Source organism: Sphingosinicellaceae bacterium, assembly GCA_019285715.1.
Classification (GTDB): Bacteria; Pseudomonadota; Alphaproteobacteria; order Sphingomonadales; family Sphingomonadaceae; genus Glacieibacterium.
Window position 1 is genome coordinate 3,686,401 of record CP079108.1, and the last position, 21,196, is coordinate 3,707,596.

A 21,196-nucleotide genomic window follows, 5' to 3' on the forward strand; every position below is an offset into this window, starting at 1 on the left:
GCGACCATGCGCGAGAAGGAACTGCGGCTCGCGCTCGTCTGCTACGGCGGCGTCAGCCTCGCGGTCTACATGCACGGCATTACCAAGGAGGTCTGGAAGCTGTTGCGCGCGTCGGCGGCGGCGCACGCGCGGCCCGATGCCGAGCACAAGGTCATGATCCGCGATTCCGAGGCCGTCTACCTCGACCTGATCGCCGAGCTCGCCCCGCGCCTCGACTTGCGCATCGTCAGCGACATCATCGCGGGGGCAAGTGCCGGCGGCATCAACGGCATTTTCCTGTCGCACGCCATCGCCGGCGGCTTCGACCTCGAAGCGCTGCGCGACCTGTGGCTTGGCGGTGCCGACATCGACAAGCTGCTCGAGCCCGAAGGTGCGGCCGGGCGCTTCAGCAAATGGTGGGCGGCACCGCTGGTGTGGTGGGCGCAGCGCCGCGGCATCGGCATGGACCTGGTCGAGCCCGAAGTTCGCGCCGAGGTCCGGGCCAAGCTGTCGCGGCTGATGCGCTCGAAGTGGTTCAAGCCGCCGTTCTCGGGCGATGCCTTTACGGGCATGCTGTACGACGGCTTTGTCGCGATGGAGGCGGGTGAGCGCGGCCCGCCGCTGATCCCCGCCGGGCTACCGCTCGACCTGTTCGTGACCGTCACCGACTATTACGGCAGCCCCGAGCACCTGCGCCTGCACTCGCCCGCCGACATCGTCGAGACCGAGCACCGGCTGGTCATCCACTTCGTCTCACCCGGCGGCGGCGACGCGACCGCGCGTGCCGACGGCCGCTGCCTTGGCAACCGCGCCGAGCTGACGTTCGCCGCACGCGCGACCGCATCGTTCCCCGGGGCCTTTCCGCCCGCCCGCATCGGCGAGGTCGACGCGGTCGTCGCGTCGCGCGCCGCCCATTGGGACAGCCGCTCGGCTTTCGTCGCGCGGGTCTTTCCGGAGCGCCACGGCAACGGCGACGCGACGCTGATCGACGGCAGCGTCCTCAACAACCGCCCGTTCGGACCGGCGATCGAGGCGCTGCGCCATCGCCCCGCGCACCGCGAGGTCGACCGCCGCTTCGTCTACATCGACCCCAAGCCCGGGGCACACACCGACCGGGCGGCGGGCGAGGTCCTGCCCGGCTGGTTCTCCACCGTGCTGCGCAGCCTCGCCGACATCCCGCGCGAACAGCCGATCCGCGACAACCTTGCGGCCATCGCGACCCTGTCGTCGAGGATCCGGCGGCTGCGCTTCGTCGTCGACGGCATGACCCCGCAGGTCGACGCGGCAATCGAGGGCGCGGTGGGGGCCCGTTTCTTCATGTTCAAGCTGACCCGAACCCGACTGTCGGACTGGCGCTCGCGGACCCAGAGCGTCGCCGCCAAGGAGGCCGGATACGCTTACGCCGCCTACGCCCAGCTCAAGCTCAGCCACGTCGTCGAAGCACTGGCCGAGCGCCTGATCGACCTCGGCGGCCATGCCTCGGCGCGCACCGACGAACTCGTCCGGCAGGGCCTGTGGCGGTCGGTGCGGGCCGCCGGCTTCGACCAGGTCGCCGCCGCAACACTGCGGGGCGGGGCGCTGTCCGACTACGTCACCTTCCTGCGCAGCTTTGACCTGGAGTTCCGCATCCGCCGGCTCCGGTTCGTCATCCGGCGCCTCAACGGCCTCGCGGTGGCGGTCGAGGACAGCGCCGACCGCCGCGCCGTCGAGCAGCTCAAGGCCGCGCTCTACACGATGCTGGCACCCTATCTCGGGCGTCGGCAGAGCGCGTTTTATACCGACTCGGTCCACCTCGATGCCGCGGCCGCCGCGACCGATCCGCAGGCGGCGCTCGACGGGCTCGGCCGGGCGATGGACCTCAAGCCACTCGACGACGCGACCGACGCGCGGCTGGTCGAGGTGCTCGCCACCAAGCTGCCTTCGCAATTCCGCAAGGCGCTGCTGCGCGCCTACCTCGGCTTCCCGTTCTACGACATCCCGATGCTGCCGCTGCTCGAAGGCGACGGCCTCGACGAATTCGACGAGATCCTGGTCGACCGCATCTCGCCCGACGACGCCGTCGCGATCCGGCGCGGCGGCACGCTGAAAGGCATCCAGTTCAACGCCTTCGGGGCGTTCTTCAGCCGCGCCTACCGCGAGAACGACTATCTGTGGGGCCGCCTCCACGCCGCCGAGCGACTGATCGACATCGTCGTCTCGGCGGCGCCTGAGGGCAGCGCCATCGACGCTGCCCCCTTCAAGACCCGGGCATTCCGCGCCATCCTCGACGCCGAGCGCGACCGGCTCACCGCCATCCCGGAGCTGTTCGCCACCCTCGACCGGGAGGTCGGCTAAAACGTCCCGGGAGGTCGGCTAGAGCATCCCGGAAGGTCGGCTAGGCGACCGCGAGCTTGCGTCGCCGCATCATGGCACCGGTCATGCCGAAGCCGCCGACCAGAAGCGCCCAGGTTGCCGGCTCGGGGACCGCACCGAACGCGACGCTGACGCCGGGCGTGGTCTCGAAGCGGAAGCCGTAGAGCGTGGTCCCGGCGGTATCCGCATAGCCGTACTGCAGGCCCTGACCGAGATCGAAGCGAAAGCCGACGAGGCCCTCCGAGATCGAGTAGGCGACGGCGGCGGGTGTCGCGAACGACAGGAACAGCGGCAGCTCGCCGCCGGGGCCGAAGCTGCCGCCGCGGTTGAAGAAATAGGAGGTCGGCTGCGGCGGGTCGTAGAACGGCGCGCCGAAGCCGCCGACCTTTAGGTTGCCACCGGTCGAGACCGCCTCCGGCGCGAAGAAATCGCCGGTGTTGCTGATCGTCAGCGTGTTACCGCCACCGAAATCGTAGGTGTACGGCGTGGTCGCGAACGACGCCCCGATGTTGATGGTCTGGACCTGCGCCAACGCCGGAGTCGCGGAAAGAACGAGGGCGGCCATCGCGCCCGTGAAAACCATTCGCATTGCAAGCCCTGTCTATTACCGAGGCATGAATGGCCCCGTCGTGCATACTCGCCAGATCGGCTACCGGATGCGTCCCGCGCCGCGATTCCGATCGCTTTGCGACGAACCGATCTGGCGCACTATCAACCGTTAGTCATCTTCCCTAACGGGCGGTAGGCGGGTCCGCGCCGGGGTCGCTGCCTTGCATCGCACCAACCCCCATGCTAACGCCGCCGCCGTCAGCGCCAGGGGCCTTTTCGGGTCTCGCGCGGGCATATTCTTCCAAGCCATTTCACTCTGGGCGAGGTTCGTGGAAACATCGGGCGGCATCGTTGCTGGACTGTCGGGACGCTATGCGACCGCGCTGTTCGATCTTGCGCAGGGGGATGGTAGCCTTGGCGCCGTCGCCGCCAGCCTGGCGACGCTGAAGGGCGCGCTGAGCGAATCGGCCGACCTGCGGACGCTGACCACCAGCCCGCGTCTCGACCGCCCGTCCGCCGGGCGCGGCATCGCCGGCGTCGCCGTCAGCCTCGGGCTCGATAGCCTCACCACCAAGTTTCTCGGTGTCCTTGCCGCCAACCGCCGCCTTGGCGACCTGCCCGCGATCATCCGCGATTTCAACGCCCTCGCCGCCCGCCAGCGTGGCGAGACCACGGCCACCGTGACCAGTGCGCTGCCGCTCGATGCGGACCAGCAGGCCGCGCTGAAGACCGCGCTCAAGACCCGTTTGCGCCGCGACGTGGCGCTCGACCTGCGGGTCGACAAGGACATCCTCGGCGGGCTGGTTGTCCGTGTCGGTTCACAGATGATCGACAGCTCGCTCCGTACCAAGTTGAACACTCTCGCTCACGCGATGAAAGGCTGACGGCACTCGCCGTCTAGGAAAGGCTGACAATGGACATCCGCGCTGCGGAAATCTCGAAGGTCATCAAGGACCAGATCGCTTCTTTCGGTACCGAGGCCGAAGTTTCCGAAGTCGGCCAGGTGCTGTCGGTCGGCGACGGCATCGCGCGCGTCCACGGCCTCGACAACGTCCAGGCGGGCGAGATGGTCGAGTTCCCGGGCGGCCTCAAGGGCATGGCGCTCAATCTCGAGGCCGATAACGTCGGCATCGTAATCTTCGGCTCCGACGCTGGCGTGAAGGAAGGCGACACCGTCAAGCGTACCGGCGACATCGTCGACGTGCCGGTCGGTCGTGGCCTGCTCGGGCGCGTCGTCGACGGCCTCGGCAACCCGATCGACGGCAAGGGCCCGCTGACCGACGTCAAGCGCAGCCGCGTCGAAGTGAAGGCCCCCGGCATCATCCCGCGCAAGTCGGTCAACGAGCCGATGCAGACCGGCCTCAAGGCCCTCGATGCACTGGTTCCCGTCGGCCGCGGCCAGCGCGAGCTGATCATCGGCGACCGCCAGACCGGCAAGACCGCCGTCGCGCTCGACACCTTCATCAACCAGAAGGTCACCAACGAAGCCGCCGGCGACGATGACAGCAAAAAGCTGTTCTGCATCTACGTCGCGGTCGGCCAGAAGCGCTCGACCGTCGCACAGATCGTCCGCGCGCTCGAGGAGAACGGCGCGATGGAGTACACCATCGTCGTCGCCGCGACCGCTTCGGAGCCCGCTCCGCTGCAGTTCCTCGCGCCCTACACCGGCTGCGCGATGGGCGAGTATTTCCGCGACAACGGCATGCACGCGGTTATCGTCTACGACGACCTGTCGAAGCAGGCCGTCGCCTACCGCCAGATGTCGCTACTGCTGCGCCGTCCGCCGGGCCGCGAAGCCTATCCTGGCGACGTCTTCTACCTGCACTCGCGGCTGCTCGAGCGTGCCGCCAAGATGAGCGACGCGCACGGCAACGGCTCGCTGACGGCGCTGCCGATCATCGAGACCCAGGCCGGGGACGTCTCGGCGTACATTCCGACGAATGTCATCTCGATCACCGACGGCCAGATCTTCCTGGAGACCGAGCTGTTCTACCAGGGCGTCCGCCCGGCCATCAACGTCGGCCTCTCGGTCAGCCGCGTCGGCTCGGCCGCGCAGACCAAGGCGATGAAGAAGGTCGCCGGCTCGATCAAGCTGGAACTGGCGCAGTACCGCGAGATGGCGGCGTTCGCGCAGTTCGGCTCGGACCTCGACGCCTCGACCCAGAAATTGCTCAATCGCGGCGCGCGCCTGACCGAGCTGCTCAAGCAGGGTCAGTTCAAGCCGATGCCGTTCGAGGAACAGGTCGTTTCGATCTTCGCCGGCGTCAACGGTCACCTCGACACGGTTCCGGTCAAGGCCGTGACCCGCTTCGAGGGCTCCCTGCTCAGCTACATCAAGGCCGAGCATGCCGGCCTGCTCGATGCGATCCGCACGTCGAAGGACATCTCCGACGACACCAAGAAGGGCCTCAACGAGGCCATCGGCAGCTTCGCCAAGTCGTTCGCGTAAAGCTGGATAAACGATCGTCATCCCGGCGAAAGCCGGGACCCAATCGGAGCGGAATGGGTCCCGGCTTTCGCCGGGATGACGAGGTCAGAAAGAGAAGATGGCAAGCCTCAAAGCCCTAAAGGTCCGCATCGCTTCGGTGAAGTCGACGCAGAAGATCACCCGGGCGCTCAAGATGGTCGCCGCGTCGAAGCTGCGTCGCGCGCAGGAAGCGGCGGAAGCAGCGCGTCCGTACTCGGAGCGCATGGCACACGTCATGGCGTCGCTCGGCAGCCGCGTCACAGTGGGTCCTGAGTCGCCGCGCCTGCTCGCGGGCACCGGGGCCGACCAGACCTACCTGCTGCTCGTGGTGACCTCGGAGCGCGGCCTCGCGGGCGGGTTCAACACCAACATCGTCCGCCTCGCGCGCCGCCGTGCCGAGGAGCTCCAGCGCGAAGGCAAGACCGTCAAGCTGCTGATGGCCGGCAAGAAGGGCCGCGCCGCGTTCCTGCGCACCCACCGCAGCCAGATCATCGACACGCTCGAGCTGACCCACGGCAAGCCGCTCAAGTTCACCGAGGCGCAGGTCATCGGCGACGAAGTCATCCGGCGCTTCGAAGCGGGTGAGTTCGACGTCGCCGAGATGTTCTTCTCCAAGTTCCGCTCGGCGCTGGTCCAGGAGCCGATGGCGGTCCGCCTGATCCCGGCCGCGCTGCCGAGTGCCGCCGACGCCGCCCCCAGCGACGGTGCCGACGCGACCATCGAGTACGAGCCCGACGAGGAGACCATTCTCGCCGACCTGCTGCCGCGCAACATCGCGGTGCAGGTGTTCCGCGCCATGCTGGAGAATCAGGCGAGCTTCTTCGGCGCGCAGATGAACGCGATGGAAAACTCGACCAACAACGCCGGCGACATCATCAAGCGCCTGACGGTGACCTACAACCGCACCCGGCAGGCGGCGATCACCAAGGAGCTCATCGAGATCATCTCGGGGGCCGAAGCGATATGATGCTCCGTATCGCCATGATCGCGGCGGTCGCGGTGGCGACCATCGCCGCCGCTCCGGACGGCCCGTCCGAGAAGAAGTTCACCAAGCTGCGCACCGCGCAGGGCGAGACCTGCCCGCCGATCCGCAACCTGTCGTGCACCAAGCTCGGCGATCCGACCGAGTTCAAATGCACCTGGGACGAGAAGTTCAAGGGCAAGAAGTGGCGCACCAGCACCGCTCTCGTCGGCCGCGACGGCAAGTCGTGGACCTGGCTCGACGGCGGCCCGCGCTGCTCGTCGCTGCCGCAGCAGTAAGATCTAACGGATTTCAGAGGACCACCCCATGGCCACCACCCCCACCACCCCCACCACCAACAACGTCGGCCGCGTGTCGCAGGTCATCGGTGCCGTCGTCGACGTGCACTTCGACACCGACCTGCCGGCGATCCTGAGCGCGCTCGAGACCCGTATCGAGGACCGCCGCCTGGTCCTCGAAGTCGCCCAGCACCTCGGCGAGAATACCGTCCGCACCATCGCGATGGATGCCACCGACGGCCTCGTCCGCGGCCAGGAAGTCACCGACACCGGCTCGCAGATCCGCGTGCCGGTCGGCCCCGCCACGCTCGGGCGCATCCTCAACGTCATCGGCGAGCCGATCGACGAGCGCGGTCCGGTCAATGCGACGACCACCATGCCGATCCACGCCGAGGCGCCGCTGTTCATCGACCAGGCCACCGACAGCTCGATCCTGGTCACCGGCATCAAGGTCATCGACCTCATCGCCCCTTACGCCAAGGGCGGCAAGATCGGGCTGTTCGGCGGTGCCGGCGTCGGCAAGACCGTGCTGATCCAGGAGCTGATCAACAACATCGCCAAGGGCCACGGCGGCACCTCCGTGTTCGCCGGCGTCGGCGAGCGCACCCGCGAGGGCAACGACCTTTACCACGAATTCCTCGACGCCGGGGTCATCGCGAAGGACGCCGACGGCAACCCGACCAGCGAAGGCTCCAAGGTTGCGCTTGTGTACGGCCAGATGAACGAGCCCCCGGGCGCCCGTGCCCGCGTCGCGCTGTCGGGCCTGACCAACGCCGAATATTTCCGCGACGTCGAGGGCCAGGACGTGCTCTTCTTCGTCGACAACATCTTCCGCTTCACCCAGGCCGGCTCGGAAGTGTCCGCCCTGCTCGGCCGCATCCCGTCGGCCGTGGGCTATCAGCCGACGCTCGCCACCGACATGGGCCAGCTGCAGGAGCGCATCACCTCGACCACCAAGGGCTCGATCACCTCGGTACAGGCGATCTACGTGCCCGCCGACGACCTGACCGACCCGGCGCCGGCGACCTCGTTCGCCCACCTGGACGCGACGACGACGCTGAGCCGCGCGATTTCGGAACTCGGCATCTACCCGGCCGTCGACCCCCTCGACTCGACCTCGCGCGTGCTTGAGCCGCGCACCGTCGGCGAGGAGCATTACGCCGTCGCCCGCTCGGTCCAGGAGGTCCTGCAGCGTTACAAGTCGCTCCAGGACATCATCGCCATCCTCGGGATGGACGAGCTGTCGGAGGACGACAAATTGACCGTCAGCCGCGCCCGCAAGATCCAGCGCTTCCTCAGCCAGCCATTCTTCGTCGCCGAGATCTTCACCGGCACGCCGGGCGTGTTCGTCGCCGTCGAGGACACCATCAAGGGCTTCAAGGCGATCGTCGCCGGCGAGTACGATCACCTGCCCGAGAACGCCTTCTACATGGTCGGCACCATCGAGGATGCCGTCGCCAAGGGCCAGCGCCTGGCTGCAGAGGCCGCGTAACATGGCCGACCTGTTCCACTTCGAGCTGGTCAGCCCGGAGCGCCTGCTGCGCTCCGGTGAAGTCTACATGGTCGTCGTGCCGGGGAGCGAGGGCGACTTCGGCGTCCTGCCCGGTCACGCGCCGTTGATGTCGACAATCCGCCCCGGCGCGATCGCGGTCTATCCGACCAGCATGAACGACGTGCCGGAGCGGATTTTCGTCGACGGCGGCTTCGCGGAAGTCTCCGCCACCGGCCTGACGATCCTCGCCGAGAGCGCGACGCCGGTCGGCGAGATCGACATCGAGGGTGGGGCCACCCGGCTGGCCGAAGCCCGTGCGTCGCTTGCCGCAGCGGCAGGCGATGCCGAACGCGACCTCGCCGAGAAGCGCGTCGCCAGCCTCGAAGCCATGCAGGCAGCGGCGGTCAACTAATCTTTTCCCCTCCCTCACGAGGGAGGGGGAGACGTTCAGCTCAGACCGTGCTCACCTCCTCGGTCAGCATGAACACCGGTGGCCCCGCGACCCACTGCACCAGTTCCTTCGCGACCGCCCGGCTCGCCTCGGTAGCGATGTCGGTCCAGAATCCGGTCATGTCGGCGACTTCCATGATCTCGACATAGTCGTACGGGGCCTTGCCCTCGGCACCGAGCAGGCCGGTCGTCCTGAGCACGGTCAAGTCGTCGACGGAGGGCAGCGAGCGGATGCCAGGAATGTCGCGCGTCCGGGCCCACTCCTCGTAGTCGGCAGCAGTGACGTCGGGCTTCAGGTTGAGCAGCACGATGATTCGCATTGGGGATCCTCGGGATAGGCCGGACAAACTAGCGCAGCCCCTCCGACGTTGGGGGCACAGCCCCATCAACGAAAGCAGCTACCGCACCGTTCCGGCTCTGCTATGCGTTGCCATATCAACTGGACCGCACGGACCGCCGGGAGTGAAGCATGCGTCGACTGATCCTGATTGCCATACTCGCGGTCGCTGCCCAGACGGGCGTGTCCGCACCGGCGCTGGCGCAGTCGTCGCTGAAGCCGCCCGCGTCGACCGACGGTACCCAGCCGCGCGAGAAACTGGTCATCGTCTACGGTAACGACGCCTGCCCGAAATCCGATGACAAGAACGAGATCATCGTGTGCTCGCGCCGCCCCGACGAGGAGCGCTACCGGATTCCGCCGGCCGTCCGCAACGACATCGGCAAGCCCGGCGCGGCAGGCCGCGGCGCGCTCGTCGGCCAGGCGGCGGGCGGTGCCGGCGGCAGCATCGGCAGCTGCACCAACATCGGGCCGGGCGGCGGCACCGGCTGCCAGCAGCAGATGCAGGACCAGTACCGCGCCGAGAAGAAGGCGGCGCGGGGCATTCCGCAGGACTAGGCGGTCGCAAAGCCGGTTTGTCATCCCCGCGGAGGCGGGAATGACAGCATAGGACGCTGTCTAACTCGCCGGCAGCCGCCCGCCGCCGCGCACCAGCCCGAGCAGCAGCAGCCCGACCGCCAGCAGCACGCTGATCGGCAGCAAGCCGAGACGCTGCGAATGTGTCGCCACCGTCGTGTACTGGACCAGCATCGGCGCCAGCCAGCTCGTCGCCAGCCCGGCGAGCGAATAGATCCCGAAGAACGCGCCGATGCGCTCCGGTGGCACCACCCGGGTCAGCATCGTCCGGCTCGAGGCGTAGCAGGCGGTGATCGACAGCGCCGCGAGGAAGCCGGCGGAGATCAGCGCGACCTCCGGGACCGTCGTGAACATCGGGCCGCGCCATAGCGGCGCATGGGCGGTAGCGTCCCAGGGCTGGTAGAACAATTCGTCTCGTCCGATGCCAAGCGAGATCAGTTGCGAGATTATCACCAGCGTCAGCTCGATCTGCAGCGCCAGCTTCGGCCCGACGCGGCTGTCGAGCCACCCCGCCATCAGGCCGCCGATCACCGCGACGCAGCTCAGCAACACCCCATAGGCGAGCAGTTCGAGCGTGCCCCAGCCCATCCGCCCGGCCGCATAGACCCCGCTGAACACCAGGATGCCGGTCAGCCCGTCGGTGAACACCATGCGCGCGCCAATGTAAGTCAGCGCGTTGGCGTGGCCGCGCGCCTCGCGGACCAGCCGGACCAGGTCGCCCGCGCCGGCTCGGATCGCCGCCCCGAGGCGCATCCCGGTGGCGGGCACGTCGGGGACGCGGAGGAACAACGGCAGGCTGAGCAGCGCCATCGTCACCGCGACGATCGGCCCGACGATGCGATCCTGCTGGTGGCTGGCGGGTTCGATGCCGAACAGCGGCGCGGCCGGGATCCAGCTCCACGGCACATGGCCGGGCAGCGCGAATGCCCACAGCACGAAGGCCAGCAGGAACACCGAGACGAAATTGCCGAACGCCAGCGCGAGGCCGGATGCGGCACCGGCGTTCAGTGGTCCGGCAGCGGGCAGCAGCAGCGCATTATGGAGCGTGTCGGACAGCGCGTAGAGCAAGGTCACCACGGCAAACAGCGCCACCACCCCGCCGATGCCGAGCGGGCCGCCGTCGGGGGTCACCGTCCACAGCACCGCCGCGCACGGGATCAGCAGCCCGGTGACCAGCAGCAGCGCCGGCTTCCGGCGTCCGGTGCGGTCGACGATCGCCCCGAGCAGCGGCGCGACCAGCATCACCGCCCAGCCGCCGTATTTGGCCGCCATCGCGGTCACCGCCTGCCCGCGCACCGGATCGCCGACCACGACGGTCGCGAAATACGGCGCGAACACGTAGATCGTGACGAGGATCACATAAGGATCGCGCGCTCCCTGGAACAGCGCCCAGGCCCAGGCCGCAGGGCCGAGCGGTCGAGGACGGCCGAGCGCAAGCGGCGGCGTCACGGTGTCGATGGCAACCTCCCCAGGTCGTATGTCACGACCATGGCGGAAAGCCGGGGGAGTGCAAGCGCGCGCGGGTCGCGAGCGTCCTAGCGCCAGAAGCGCGGTGCCTCGAGGACGGCGTGGCGCGCCGCCGCGGCCTTGGCGAGCCGCTTCTCGCGTCCGGCTGGTGGCTCGACGGCGTCCGGCAGCGGCAACCCGAGCCGCTCCAGCGTCGCCACCCCCGAGGCATCGTCGTTCAGCTCGCCGAGCCGCTTCTGCAGGCGCTCGAGCGTGTCGATGAAGCGCTTGTGATCGTGGGCCTTGCGGCGCGGCGCGTAGAGCGAGGTGAAGAACTCGCTGGCGTAGCGCAGTTTCTTGGCGGCGATCCTCGCCTCGTGCCGGTGCTCGTCGGTCAGGTGCGCGAGACGTCGGCCCCGCCGCTGCAGGCGCTTGCGGGCGTGCGACAGGCTGGCGGCAGCGAACTCGAGCACCGGCATCTCGCGCGCCGCCAACGTTTCCGGACACGACCGCCACACCCCGCATTCGATCCACTCGGCGAGGTCGAGCAGCAGCGCGCGCGGCCGGGACGAGGCCAGCGTAGCCTCGATCCCGGCATAAGCGTCGTCACGGGCCTCGTGCAGCCGGTCGAGCAGGTCCGAAGGCTCGGTGCGCCCGATCAGCACGTCGATATCGCGCGCCTCACCGAGCCGGCCCGCGAGCCAGCGCAACTCGCTCGCCAGCGCCTCGACTCGCGCGTCGGCGACCACCGGGCGAAACAGCGACAATGCCGAGCGCAGCCGCCGCAGCCCGATCCGCGCCTGGTGCAGTGCCCCCGCCGAGCGCGAACCCGTCCGCAGCAGGTCCTCGTTGAGCCGATACTGGCGGATGCACGCCGCCACGCTCCGCGCGAACGCCTCGCCAGCGGTCATGGCCTTCGCCAAGACCGGCGCTCGGGCCTTCACGGCACCATGGTTGCGCTCGGCGAGCCGGTAGCCACGCTCCGACTTCGACATCACGCCGAGCCGCACCGGCACCTGCGCATCGAGCTCGCGCGCCAGGCCGAACAGCGGGGCCGCGCCGCCCTCGCGCAGCTCCATCTCGAGCTCGCAGAGCGGCAGCGCGTGCGCGCCGTGCTGGAGCTCGCCGCGGTCGATGCTGACCTCGATCCGAGTCCCGGCGAGGCTCGCGTCGATGGTCGTGCGCTCGACCTCAGCACGGAACACCGGAGCCAGGTCGCCGCTCAGCCCGAGCGTCGCGAACTCCTCGGGCAGGTCGCCCAGCGTCGGCGGCGTGTCGTCGACGTCGCGCTCCCACTCGGGCCGCGCGAACAACCCGGCCACGGCCGCGCCCTCGGCCTTCACCGTCAGGATGCGCCGCTCGCCGATCCGGCGGATCCGCAGCGACAGCCCGGCGGCGCGCAGATCGTGATCGGCAGTATCGAAATACACGGTGTCGAGGTGTTCGGTAGCACGCGCACCGCTGTCGAATAGCGGCGACGCAATGGCCGCCGCGACATCGGCGGGGTCGAGATCGAGCTTCAGTTCGACTTCCAAGACCCGGACCATCCTTATCTTTCGTTACCGTACAGACGGTTCGGCGGTACCGCCAGTTCCCGTCAGCAGCGCTAGTGCGAGCGAGGTGCAGGGCCGCGCGAGCCATGCTAACCGACGGCGATGCGGCCCGACCTGCTCAATCCGTTGTTCGTCGAGCTGACTGCCGTCAAGGGCGTCGGGGCGACGCTGGCGCGACAGCTCGGGCGCCTGAAGCTGACGCGCGCCGTCGACCTGATCTTCCATCTGCCCGTGATGGCGATCGAGCGCGTCCGCCTCGACACGGTGGACGAGATGTACGTCGACCGGACCGTGACCGTCGCGATCACCCCGATGACCTATGAGGCGGGGGCGTTGCGGCGACCGTTCAAGGTCAATGCACGCGACGGCGGCGGCAACTGGCTCGCCCTCGCCTACTTCGGCGGCGGCGGCGAGTACGCGAAGAAGCTGCTCCCGCTCGGCGAAAAGCGCGTCGTCAGCGGGCGGCTGGAGCGCTTCAACGCGACCCTGCAGATCGCCCACCCGGACTTCGTCGTCACCCCGGACAAGGCCGACACCATCCCGACCCGGGAGCCGGTGTACGGCCTGACCGAGGGCGTCACCAACAAGCGCATGGGCGCTCTTGCGGCGGCTGCGATCGAGCGTGCGCCCGAACTGTCCGAGTGGATCGAGCCGAGCGTGCTGGCCAAGTACGGCTGGCCGGCGTGGCGCGAGGCGGTGGTGCGAGCGCATGCGCTCGACACCGAGGCCCGCGACCGGCTGGCGTACGACGAACTGCTCGCCAACCAACTCGCGCTGCTGCTGGTCCGTGCCGATACGCGGCGGCGGCGCGGCCGCGCCCTGCCGGGAACGGGCAGGCTGACCGAGGCCCTGGCCGCCGCGCTGCCGTGGCCGCTAACCGCGGCCCAGCGCCGGGTCAGCGCCGAAATCGCGGGCGACATGGCGCAGGCCTCGCCGATGCTGAGGCTGCTGCAGGGCGACGTTGGCTCGGGCAAGACTCTGGTCGCGGCACTGGCGATGCTGACCGCGGTCGAGAGCGGCGCGCAGGCGGCAATGCTCGCCCCGACCGAGATTCTGGCGCGCCAACACTGCGCGACCCTGACGAAACTGCTCGCCCCCCTGCCGGTCCGCATCGCCGTACTGACCGGGCGCGACAAGTCCAAGCCGCGCGAGGCCATGCTGGCGAGCCTCGCGGCGGGCGAGATCGACATCCTGATCGGCACCCACGCGATCTTCCAGGAGGGCGTCGGCTACCACGACCTCGGTCTGGTGGTGATCGACGAGCAGCACAAGTTCGGGGTCGCGCAGCGCCTCGCGCTCAGCGCCAAGGGCCGGACCACGCCGCACCTGCTGGCGATGACCGCGACGCCGATCCCGCGCACGCTGGCGCTGACCGCCTACGGCGAGATGGACGTGTCGGCGATCGACGAGCTGCCGCCCGGGCGCACGCCGGTCGAGACCCGCGTCACCGCCTTCGAGCGCCTCGACGAGGTCGTCGCCGGGCTCGGCCGCCACCTCGAGGGCGGCGGGCAGGCGTACTGGGTCTGCCCCTTCGTGGAGGAGAACGAGCTCGGCGACGACGCGGCCGCCGAAACCCGCGCCGCCTACTTGCGGAAGCGCTTCGGCGAGACCCGCGTCGGCCTCGTCCACGGCCGCATGAAGGGCCCCGAGAAGGACGCGGTGATGGCGGCGTTCGCGAGCGGCCAGGTGCCGCTGCTCGTCGCGACGACGGTGATCGAGGTCGGGGTCGACGTGCCCGCCGCCGCGCTGATGATCGTCGAGGCGGCCGAGCGCTTCGGGCTGGCGCAGCTCCACCAGTTGCGCGGCCGGGTCGGGCGCGGCGCGGCGCGGTCGGTGTGCCTGCTGCTTCGCGGTGACAACCTTACGGTCACCGCAACCGCCCGGCTCAAGCTGATGCGCGAGACCAACGACGGCTTCCGCATCGCCGAGGCGGATCTCAAGCTGCGCGGCGCCGGCGAGATCCTGGGCACCCGCCAGTCCGGCGAGCCCGAGTTCCACCTCGCCGACCCCGAGCGCATGGCGACATATCTCGCCGTCGCCCGCGACGATGCGAAACTCCTGCTCGACCGCGACGGCGGCCTCGACAGTCCACGAGGGAGCGCGGCGCGCCAATTGCTCTACCTGTTCGAGCGCGATGCCGCCGTGGGCTTGTTGCGGTCGGGCTGAGCGGCTAGGTCCGCGCCTTCCGTGCTCCGCCTCCTCATCATCCTGCTGCTCGCCGCTCCGGCTGCGGCCTTTGCCGCTCCGCCGCGGTGGGCGATGGCAGTGCTCAGCGACGGCCTCGATGCGCATGCGCGCCGCGATTACAGCCGCGCCCGTGCCGATTTCCTGCGGCTGGCGGCCCAGGGCTCGGCGATCGCCGAGACGATGCTGGGAGTCATGACGTCGGAGGGGCACGGCTCCCGCCGCGACCTGGCGACCGCCGCGACGTGGTGGCTGCGCGCCGCCAACCGGGGCTACGCCCCCGCGCAACTCGCGGTCGCGGAGGCCTTCACCCGCGGCGAGGGCGTGGCGCGCGACCCCGGCTCGGCGTGGGTCTGGGCCCGGCTGGCCGCGACGCACGGCGACGACCGGACGGCGGCGGCGGCGAAACTCCTCGCGGCGCGGCTCGCCCCCGGTTTCGATGCGCCGACGCTGGCCAAGCTCGACCGCCGCCGGCTGGCGTGGCGGCCGTGGGCGACGCTGGCCCTCTAGAGGTAGGCACGAAGCTCGAGCCACCGCTCGCGCTTCGCCACAAAGCTCTGCCCGGCGTTGGCGGCACTGCTCGACGGTAAATCGACCATCGCGACCGCGCATCCCGCCAGTTGCCCCCGCCCGATCCTGGCCGACGTGCCACCGTTGAAGCCGATCGCGCGCAGGTCGGGCAAGGTCGCGACCAGCCCAGCGAGGTCGTTGCCGCTGTGCTCGCGGATCGCGCTGTCGAGGCTGCCCGAGCGCCGCGCCGTCGCGATCGAATCCCACAGCCCGACCCCGGCGGCGTTCAGCGCCACCAGCCGCTCCGGGTACGGCAGCGCGCGCAGGTCGCGCTCGATCACCGCCCCCGCCAGTTCCCAGAAGCGGTTGGTCGGGTGGGCATAATACTGCCGCTCCGCCAGCGAGCGCTCGCCCGGCAGGCTGCCGAGGATCAGGACGCGGGTACGCGCATCCGCGACTGCCCCGAACGACGCCTTGAGGGTCACGGCGTCGGCTGACTCACGCGGCGACCAGCACCCCGTGGCGCTTCTTACCCGCCGAGATGCGCGCGCCCGGGCCCGCCAGCGCCGCCTCGTCGGTCACCGCCTCGCCGTCGATGCGCGCGCCGCCGCCCGCCACCAGCCGCCGCGCCTCGCCCTTCGACGCGGCAAAGCTGAGCCCGACCAGCGCGTCGAGGATGCTGACCGGCGCCCCGACCGCGAAGCTCGGCAAATCCTCGCCCGCGCCGCCACCGGTGAAGGTCGCCTGCGCGGTCGCTGCCGCCGCCGCCGCCGCTTCGGGGCCACGACACAGCGCTGTCGCCGCATTGGCGAGCGCAACCTTCGCGGCGTTTATCTCGGCCCCCTCCAGCGCCTCCAGCCGCGCAATTTCCCCGAGCGGCAGGTCGGTGAACAGCTTCAGGAAGCGCCCGACATCGGCGTCGTCGGTGTTCCGCCAGAACTGCCAGTAATCCCACGCCGGCAGCGAATCCTCGTGCAGCCAGATCGCGCCGCTCGCGGTCTTGCCCATCTTGGCGCCCGAGGCGGTGGTGATCAGCGGCGTCGTCAGGCCGTAGGCGGGCTTGGCGTCGACCCGTCGGATCAGGTCGGTGCCGTTGACGATGTTACCCCACTGGTCGCTGCCGCCCATCTGCAGCATGCAGCCGACGCGCCGCGACAACTCGAGGAAGTCGTAGGCCTGCAGGATCATGTAGTTGAACTCGAGAAAGCTCAGCGGCTGCTCGCGGTCGAGGCGGAGCTTGACGCTGTCGAAGCTGAGCATCCGGTTGACCGAGAAATGCCGCCCGATGTCGCGCAGGAACGGGATGTACGCCAGCCCGTCGAGCCAGTCGGCATTGTCCGTCATGATCGCGGCGTTGGGTCCGTCGAAGTCGAGGAAGCGCTCGAAGATGCGGCGGATGCTGGCCTTGTTGGCCTCGATGCGCGCGTCGTCGAGCAGCTGCCGCCCCTCGTCCTTGCCGCTCGGGTCACCGACCTTGGTGGTGCCGCCGCCCATCAGCACGATCGGGCGGTGACCGGTCTGCTGGAGGTGGCGCAGCATCATGATCGACACGAGGTTGCCGATGTGGAGAGACGGCGCGGTGCAGTCGTAGCCGACGTACGCCGTCACGACGCCCCCGACCGCGGCCGCGTCGAGCGCGGCGGCGTCGGTGACCTGGTGGATGAAGCCGCGCTCGTCGAGCGTGCGGAGGAAGCCTGAGGCGTAGGTCATGATGCCGCCCGATTAGGCCAGCGCGCCTGCCCTGTGAAGCCGCGCCACTCCCCACGCCGAAAAGCCCGTGCTAGGCTCCGCTCAAGTCTCTGGGGAGAGAACGATGCACGACATGGTGATTCGCGGCGGCACGGTCGTCGACGGGACAGGGCGAGCGCCCTTCGCGGGCGATGTCGCGATCGACAAGGGCCGGATCAGCGTCGTCGGCACGGTCAGCGCGCCCGGTCGCGAGGAGATCGACGCCACCGGCAAACTGGTCACCCCCGGCTTCGTCGATATCCACACCCACTACGACGGCCAGGCAACCTGGGACGGCGAGATGGGGCCGAGCGCGTGGCACGGCGTGACCTCGGTGGTGATGGGCAATTGCGGCGTCGGCTTCGCACCCGCCAAGCCCGACAAGCACAATTGGCTGATCGGCCTGATGGAGGGCGTCGAGGACATTCCGGGCACCGCGCTCGCCGAGGGCATGAGCTGGAACTGGGAGACCTTCCCCGAATATCTCGACGAGCTCGAGCGTCTGCCGCGCACCGTCGATGTCGGCACGCACGTGCCCCACGGTGCGGTGCGCGCCTACGTCATGGGCGAGCGCGGGGCCAACAACGAGGCCCCGACCGAGCACGAGATCGCGCGCATGTCGGCGATCGTCGAGGAAGGCCTGCGCGCCGGTGCGCTCGGCTTCTCGACGTCGCGCACGGTGCTTCACAAGTCGGTCGATGGCGTACTGGTCCCCGGCACCACCGCGACCAAGGAGGAGCTGATCGGCATCGGCCGTGCCATGGGCCGGGTCGGCCACGGCGTCTTCGAGATGGCGTCCGACCTGCGCTACGAGTGGGACGAGTTCGGCTGGATGGGCGAGCTCAGCCGCGAGACCGGCATGCCGGTGACCTATGCGATGCTCCAGTCGATCGCCAAGGAAATGACCTGGGTCGAGCAGATGGCGGCGACCAAGGACTGGAACGCCAGGGGCGCCAACATCGTCGCCCAGATCGCGTTGCGCGGCACCGGTATCCTGATGGCATGGCGCGGCACCGTGCACCCGTTCCGCTTCAAGCCGGCGTGGGTCGAGATCGAGACCCTGCCCTGGGCCGAGCAGCTGGCCCGCCTCAAGGACCCGGCGTTCAAGGCGCGGCTGCTCGCCGAGGACAACGTCTTCCCGCAGTCGGACGTCATCGAACTGCTCTACGCGGTCGCGCTCGGCCACCACCTCCACTACGCGATGGGGGACGAATTCAACTACGAGCCGACGCAGGCCGAGACCGTCGCCGCGCAGGCCGCCGCCGCTGGCAAGTCCGGGGCCGAGCACGCCTACGACCTGCTGATGGCCGACGACGGCACCGGCTTCATCTACTTCCCGATCCTCAACTACGCCGACGGCAACCTCGACTTCGTGAAGGGGCTGCTGGAGCGCGACGACACGGTGATCTCGCTGTCGGATGGCGGCGCGCATTGCGGCACGATCTGCGACGCCGCCTCGCCGACCTTCCTGCTCCAGCATTGGGCGCGGGACCGGTCACGCGGCAGCATCCCTGTCGAGCAGGCGATCAAGCGCCAGTGCAGCGACACCGCGCGGCTGTACGGCCTCGACGACCGCGGCGTCCTCGCGCCTGGCTACCTCGCCGACCTCAACGTCATCGACTTCGCGCGGCTGAAGCTCGGCAAGCCGTGGATGGCGTTCGACCTGCCCGCGGGTGGCAAGCGCCTGCTGCAGAAGGCCGACGGCTATGCCCTGACGATCAAGTCGGGCGTGGTGACGTTCCGCGACGGCGTGCCGACCGGCGCGCGGCCGGGTGGCTTGATCCGCGGGCCACAGGCGGCTCCGGCGATGGCGATCGCGGCGGAGTAAAGCGGCAGCCTCTGCCATAGGCCGCTTCATCGCCTCGTCGCGCCGTATCACGCTGGCGACGCGAATGCTTTGCGCTTAAAGCTTTCCTGTACGGGCGGTCGGGACCGCGTCGTCGGGGGGCTCAATGGACGAGATCGACACCGTCGCCCAGGAACGCGGGCTGCACCAATCGCTGAGCAAGGCCCAGATCACCATGATCGGGATGGGCGGCGCGATCGGCACCGGGCTGTTCCTCGGCAGCGGCATCGCCATTGGCTACGCCGGGCCGGCGGTGATCCTCAGCTACCTGATCGCCGGGTTCGCCGCCGTGGTGATGGTGCTCAGCCTGTCCGAAATGGCGGTCGTCCACCCGAGCGCGGGGTCGTTCGGGGTCTATGCCGAGACCTACCTCAACCCGTGGGCGGGGTTCATGGTGCGCTACACCTACTGGCTGGCGCAGGTCATCGCGGTCGGCGGCGAGGCGGTCGCGGCCGGACTCTACATGACCTTCTGGTTTCCCGACGTCCCGGTCTGGATGTGGTCGGTCGGCTTTGCTGCGATCCTGCTGTATTTCAATTCGCGCTCGGTCAATAATTTCGGGACGATCGAATACTGGTTCGCACTGATCAAGGTCGTCGCCATCGTTGGCTTCATCATCCTTGGTGCCTCGACCATTCTCGGCATCGGCCAGCCAGCGACCGGCACTGCCAATTTGACCGGGCTGCCCGGCGGCTTCATGCCCAACGGCTGGAGCGGCGTCTGGATGGGCGTCATCATCGGCATCTTCTCGTTCAACGGCATCGAGGTCATCGCCGTCACCTCGGGCGAGACCGCCGACCCGCGCACCACCATCCCGGCAGCACTGCGCACCATGGCGATCCGCCTGATCCTGTTCTACGTGCTGGCGCTGGCGATCGTCGTCAGCTTCGTGCCGTGGACCGAGACCGGCGCGAAGGTCATCACCCAGAGCCCGTTCGTGCGGATCTTCGCGCACAGCGGCATTCGCCACGCCGCCGGAATCATGAACTTCGTCGTCATCAGCGCCGCGCTGTCGAGCATGAACACGAACATCTATTTGTGCTCGCGGATGCTGTTCTCGCTGTCGCGCGGCACCTATGCGCCCGCCTTCCTCGGCCGCCTCAGCCCGAGCGGTGCGCCGGTGGCGGCGATCCTGGTGTCGGGCGGCAGCATCCTGGCGACCGCAGCGCTGTCGGTGGTGACCCCGCTCGCCTATAATTATCTGTTCGGCATCGCCTTGTTCGGGGCGATCGTGGTGTGGATGACCATCCTCACCAGCCACCTCAGCTTCCGCCGCCACCACGACCCCGCGACCCTGCCGGTGCGGATGCCGTTCTTCCCGTACATGCAGATCGCGGGGCTGATGCTGCTCGCCGCGATCCTGATCACGATGGGCCTCGACACCAGCTTCTGGAATATCTCGTGGATCGTCGGGGTCCCGTGGATGCTGTTCATCACGGCCGCATACTTCTTCTGGAAGCGTCGCCACTCAGCCGTCGCCGCGGCCCTTTGACGTGAGGATGTCGGCGAGCGTCGCGGCGTCGAGGTTGCCACCCGAGACGACCGCGCAGACCCGCGCATGACCATGGTCGCCGAACAGCGCGGCGGCGACCGAAACCGCGCCCGCACCCTCGGCAACGACGTGGCTCGACATCGCGAGGTGGCGGATCGCCAGCCGGACCTGGTCGAGGCTGACGGTCACGACCTCGTCGATCATCGCCGACACCAAAGGCCACATCTCGGGCAGCACGAAGCCGTAGCCGACGCCGCTGACGAAGCCCGGCGCGGCCTCGACCGTGACCGGGTGCCCGGCCGCCATCGCGGCGCGCATCGGCTGGGCGGTGTCAAGCTCGCAGGCGACGATGCGGACGCCGGGGCGCAGCGCGCGGAGGGCGCAGGCGATGCCGCTGGCCAGCCCGCCGCCGCCGAACGGCACGAACACCGCGTCGAGCGCGCCGCAATCCTCGGCGATCTCCAGCCCGATGGTGCCGTCGCCCGCCAGTGCCGCCGGGTCACGCACCGCGTCGACATACTGGCCGCTGAGCCCCGCGAGCGTGCCGGTCTCGATGACCGTCCACCACTCGGCATAGGGCAGCACGATGATCTCGGCCCCGAGCGCGCGCAGGCCGGCAAGCTTGGCCTCCGGGGCGTTGTCGGGGACCACGGTCGTCGCGCGCAACCCGAGCCGGCGCGCCATCCAGGCCACCCCGAGCGCGCTGTTGCCCGAGCTCGACGTCCAAATGCCACCGGCCTCATGACGCTCGCGGGACAACACGACGTTGCCGATCGGGCGCACCTTGAACGAGCCGATCGGCTGCAGGTTTTCCAGCTTGAGCCAGACCTCACGCCCGTCCGCAGGGTTCGCCGCGACGATCGGCGTCCTTACCGCCAGCCCCGCCAGCCGCGTACGGGCGACCTCGATTGCGGCCATCTCGACCGGCCTGACGTCGAACATCGGCGCGCCCCTTTGGAGTTACGAAATTGACGA

19 protein-coding genes are annotated in these 21,196 nt (G+C 69.2%); 12 read left to right on the top strand and 7 right to left on the bottom strand.

Translation table 11 applies throughout. The features are described 5' to 3' along the window. Window positions 1–6: 6 nt before the first annotated feature. Window positions 7–2,313, top strand: coding sequence for a patatin-like protein (locus KX816_16985; GenBank protein QXQ05883.1), 2,307 nt, complete (start codon window positions 7–9; stop codon window positions 2,311–2,313). A gap of 40 nt (window positions 2,314–2,353) precedes the next feature. Here KX816_16985 and KX816_16990 read toward each other — a convergent pair whose 3' ends face one another. Continuing rightward, a complete protein-coding gene (locus tag KX816_16990) occupies window positions 2,354–2,920 on the bottom strand; it encodes a PEPxxWA-CTERM sorting domain-containing protein (protein QXQ05884.1) in 567 nt (188 codons plus the stop codon). Window positions 2,921–3,209: 289 nt separating this feature from the next. Here KX816_16990 and KX816_16995 point away from each other — a divergent pair, with 289 nt between their 5' ends. The 6 genes from KX816_16995 to KX816_17020 all read left to right on the top strand — a co-directional run bounded on the left by KX816_16995 (window position 3,210) and on the right by KX816_17020 (window position 8,511). Next, window positions 3,210–3,764: a F0F1 ATP synthase subunit delta gene (locus KX816_16995; GenBank protein ID QXQ05885.1), complete on the top strand. Its 555-nt coding sequence runs from the start codon at window positions 3,210–3,212 to the stop codon at window positions 3,762–3,764. A 29-nt stretch (window positions 3,765–3,793) separates the two neighbouring features. After that, the gene (gene atpA, locus KX816_17000; protein QXQ05886.1) at window positions 3,794–5,329 is read left to right on the top strand and encodes a F0F1 ATP synthase subunit alpha; all 1,536 of its coding nucleotides are present in this window, start codon (window positions 3,794–3,796) and stop codon (window positions 5,327–5,329) included. A gap of 97 nt (window positions 5,330–5,426) precedes the next feature. Continuing rightward, a complete protein-coding gene (locus tag KX816_17005; GenBank protein ID QXQ05887.1) occupies window positions 5,427–6,314 on the top strand; it encodes a F0F1 ATP synthase subunit gamma in 888 nt (295 codons plus the stop codon). Continuing rightward, window positions 6,311–6,607, top strand: coding sequence for a hypothetical protein (locus tag KX816_17010; GenBank protein QXQ05888.1), 297 nt, complete (start codon window positions 6,311–6,313; stop codon window positions 6,605–6,607). The genes KX816_17005 and KX816_17010 overlap by 4 nt, the downstream gene beginning before the upstream one ends. Before the next feature lie 28 nt (window positions 6,608–6,635). Continuing rightward, entirely contained in the window at window positions 6,636–8,099 is a 1,464-nt protein-coding gene (gene atpD / locus KX816_17015) for a F0F1 ATP synthase subunit beta (GenBank protein QXQ05889.1), read from the top strand. Window position 8,100: 1 nt separating this feature from the next. Next, window positions 8,101–8,511, top strand: a complete 411-nt coding sequence (locus tag KX816_17020) for a F0F1 ATP synthase subunit epsilon (GenBank protein ID QXQ05890.1) — start codon at window positions 8,101–8,103, stop codon at window positions 8,509–8,511. Between the two features lie 40 nt (window positions 8,512–8,551). On the opposite strand, the gene KX816_17025 is transcribed toward KX816_17020, so the two are convergent. Then, entirely contained in the window at window positions 8,552–8,869 is a 318-nt protein-coding gene (locus KX816_17025) for an REDY-like protein HapK (GenBank protein ID QXQ05891.1), read from the bottom strand. 149 nt (window positions 8,870–9,018) lie between these two features. Between KX816_17025 and KX816_17030 the strand changes: the two genes are divergently transcribed. Next, window positions 9,019–9,444, top strand: coding sequence for a hypothetical protein (locus KX816_17030; GenBank protein ID QXQ05892.1), 426 nt, complete (start codon window positions 9,019–9,021; stop codon window positions 9,442–9,444). 60 nt (window positions 9,445–9,504) lie between these two features. On the opposite strand, the gene KX816_17035 is transcribed toward KX816_17030, so the two are convergent. Together KX816_17035 and KX816_17040 are read right to left on the bottom strand one after the other, a co-directional pair. Beyond that, on the bottom strand, window positions 9,505–10,848 hold the full coding sequence (locus KX816_17035) for an MFS transporter (protein ID QXQ08638.1): 1,344 nt from the start codon (window positions 10,846–10,848) through the stop codon (window positions 9,505–9,507). A 149-nt stretch (window positions 10,849–10,997) separates the two neighbouring features. Next, window positions 10,998–12,443: a CHAD domain-containing protein gene (locus tag KX816_17040; GenBank protein QXQ05893.1), complete on the bottom strand. Its 1,446-nt coding sequence runs from the start codon at window positions 12,441–12,443 to the stop codon at window positions 10,998–11,000. Window positions 12,444–12,563: 120 nt separating this feature from the next. Here KX816_17040 and recG point away from each other — a divergent pair, with 120 nt between their 5' ends. Continuing rightward, window positions 12,564–14,627, top strand: a complete 2,064-nt coding sequence (gene recG, locus KX816_17045; protein QXQ05894.1) for an ATP-dependent DNA helicase RecG — start codon at window positions 12,564–12,566, stop codon at window positions 14,625–14,627. Between the two features lie 21 nt (window positions 14,628–14,648). Next, a complete protein-coding gene (locus tag KX816_17050) occupies window positions 14,649–15,155 on the top strand; it encodes a sel1 repeat family protein (GenBank protein QXQ05895.1) in 507 nt (168 codons plus the stop codon). Here KX816_17050 and KX816_17055 read toward each other — a convergent pair. Then, window positions 15,152–15,640 (bottom strand): DNA-deoxyinosine glycosylase, encoded by a 489-nt coding sequence (locus tag KX816_17055; protein QXQ05896.1) that lies wholly within the window; start codon window positions 15,638–15,640, stop codon window positions 15,152–15,154. The genes KX816_17050 and KX816_17055 overlap by 4 nt on opposite strands. 13 nt (window positions 15,641–15,653) lie before the next feature. After that, complete coding sequence (tyrS, locus tag KX816_17060; protein QXQ05897.1) at window positions 15,654–16,865, bottom strand: tyrosine--tRNA ligase; 1,212 nt, start codon at window positions 16,863–16,865, stop codon at window positions 15,654–15,656. 103 nt (window positions 16,866–16,968) lie between these two features. Between tyrS and KX816_17065 the strand changes: the two genes are divergently transcribed. Further along, window positions 16,969–18,711 carry a D-aminoacylase gene (locus tag KX816_17065; GenBank protein ID QXQ05898.1) on the top strand — a complete coding sequence of 581 codons (1,743 nt, stop codon included), beginning with the start codon at window positions 16,969–16,971 and terminating at the stop codon, window positions 18,709–18,711. Between the two features lie 124 nt (window positions 18,712–18,835). Next, on the top strand, window positions 18,836–20,221 hold the full coding sequence (locus tag KX816_17070; GenBank protein ID QXQ05899.1) for an amino acid permease: 1,386 nt from the start codon (window positions 18,836–18,838) through the stop codon (window positions 20,219–20,221). On the opposite strand, the gene KX816_17075 is transcribed toward KX816_17070, so the two are convergent. Continuing rightward, a complete protein-coding gene (locus KX816_17075; GenBank protein QXQ05900.1) occupies window positions 20,198–21,163 on the bottom strand; it encodes a pyridoxal-phosphate dependent enzyme in 966 nt (321 codons plus the stop codon). The genes KX816_17070 and KX816_17075 overlap by 24 nt on opposite strands. Window positions 21,164–21,196: the final 33 nt, after the last annotated feature.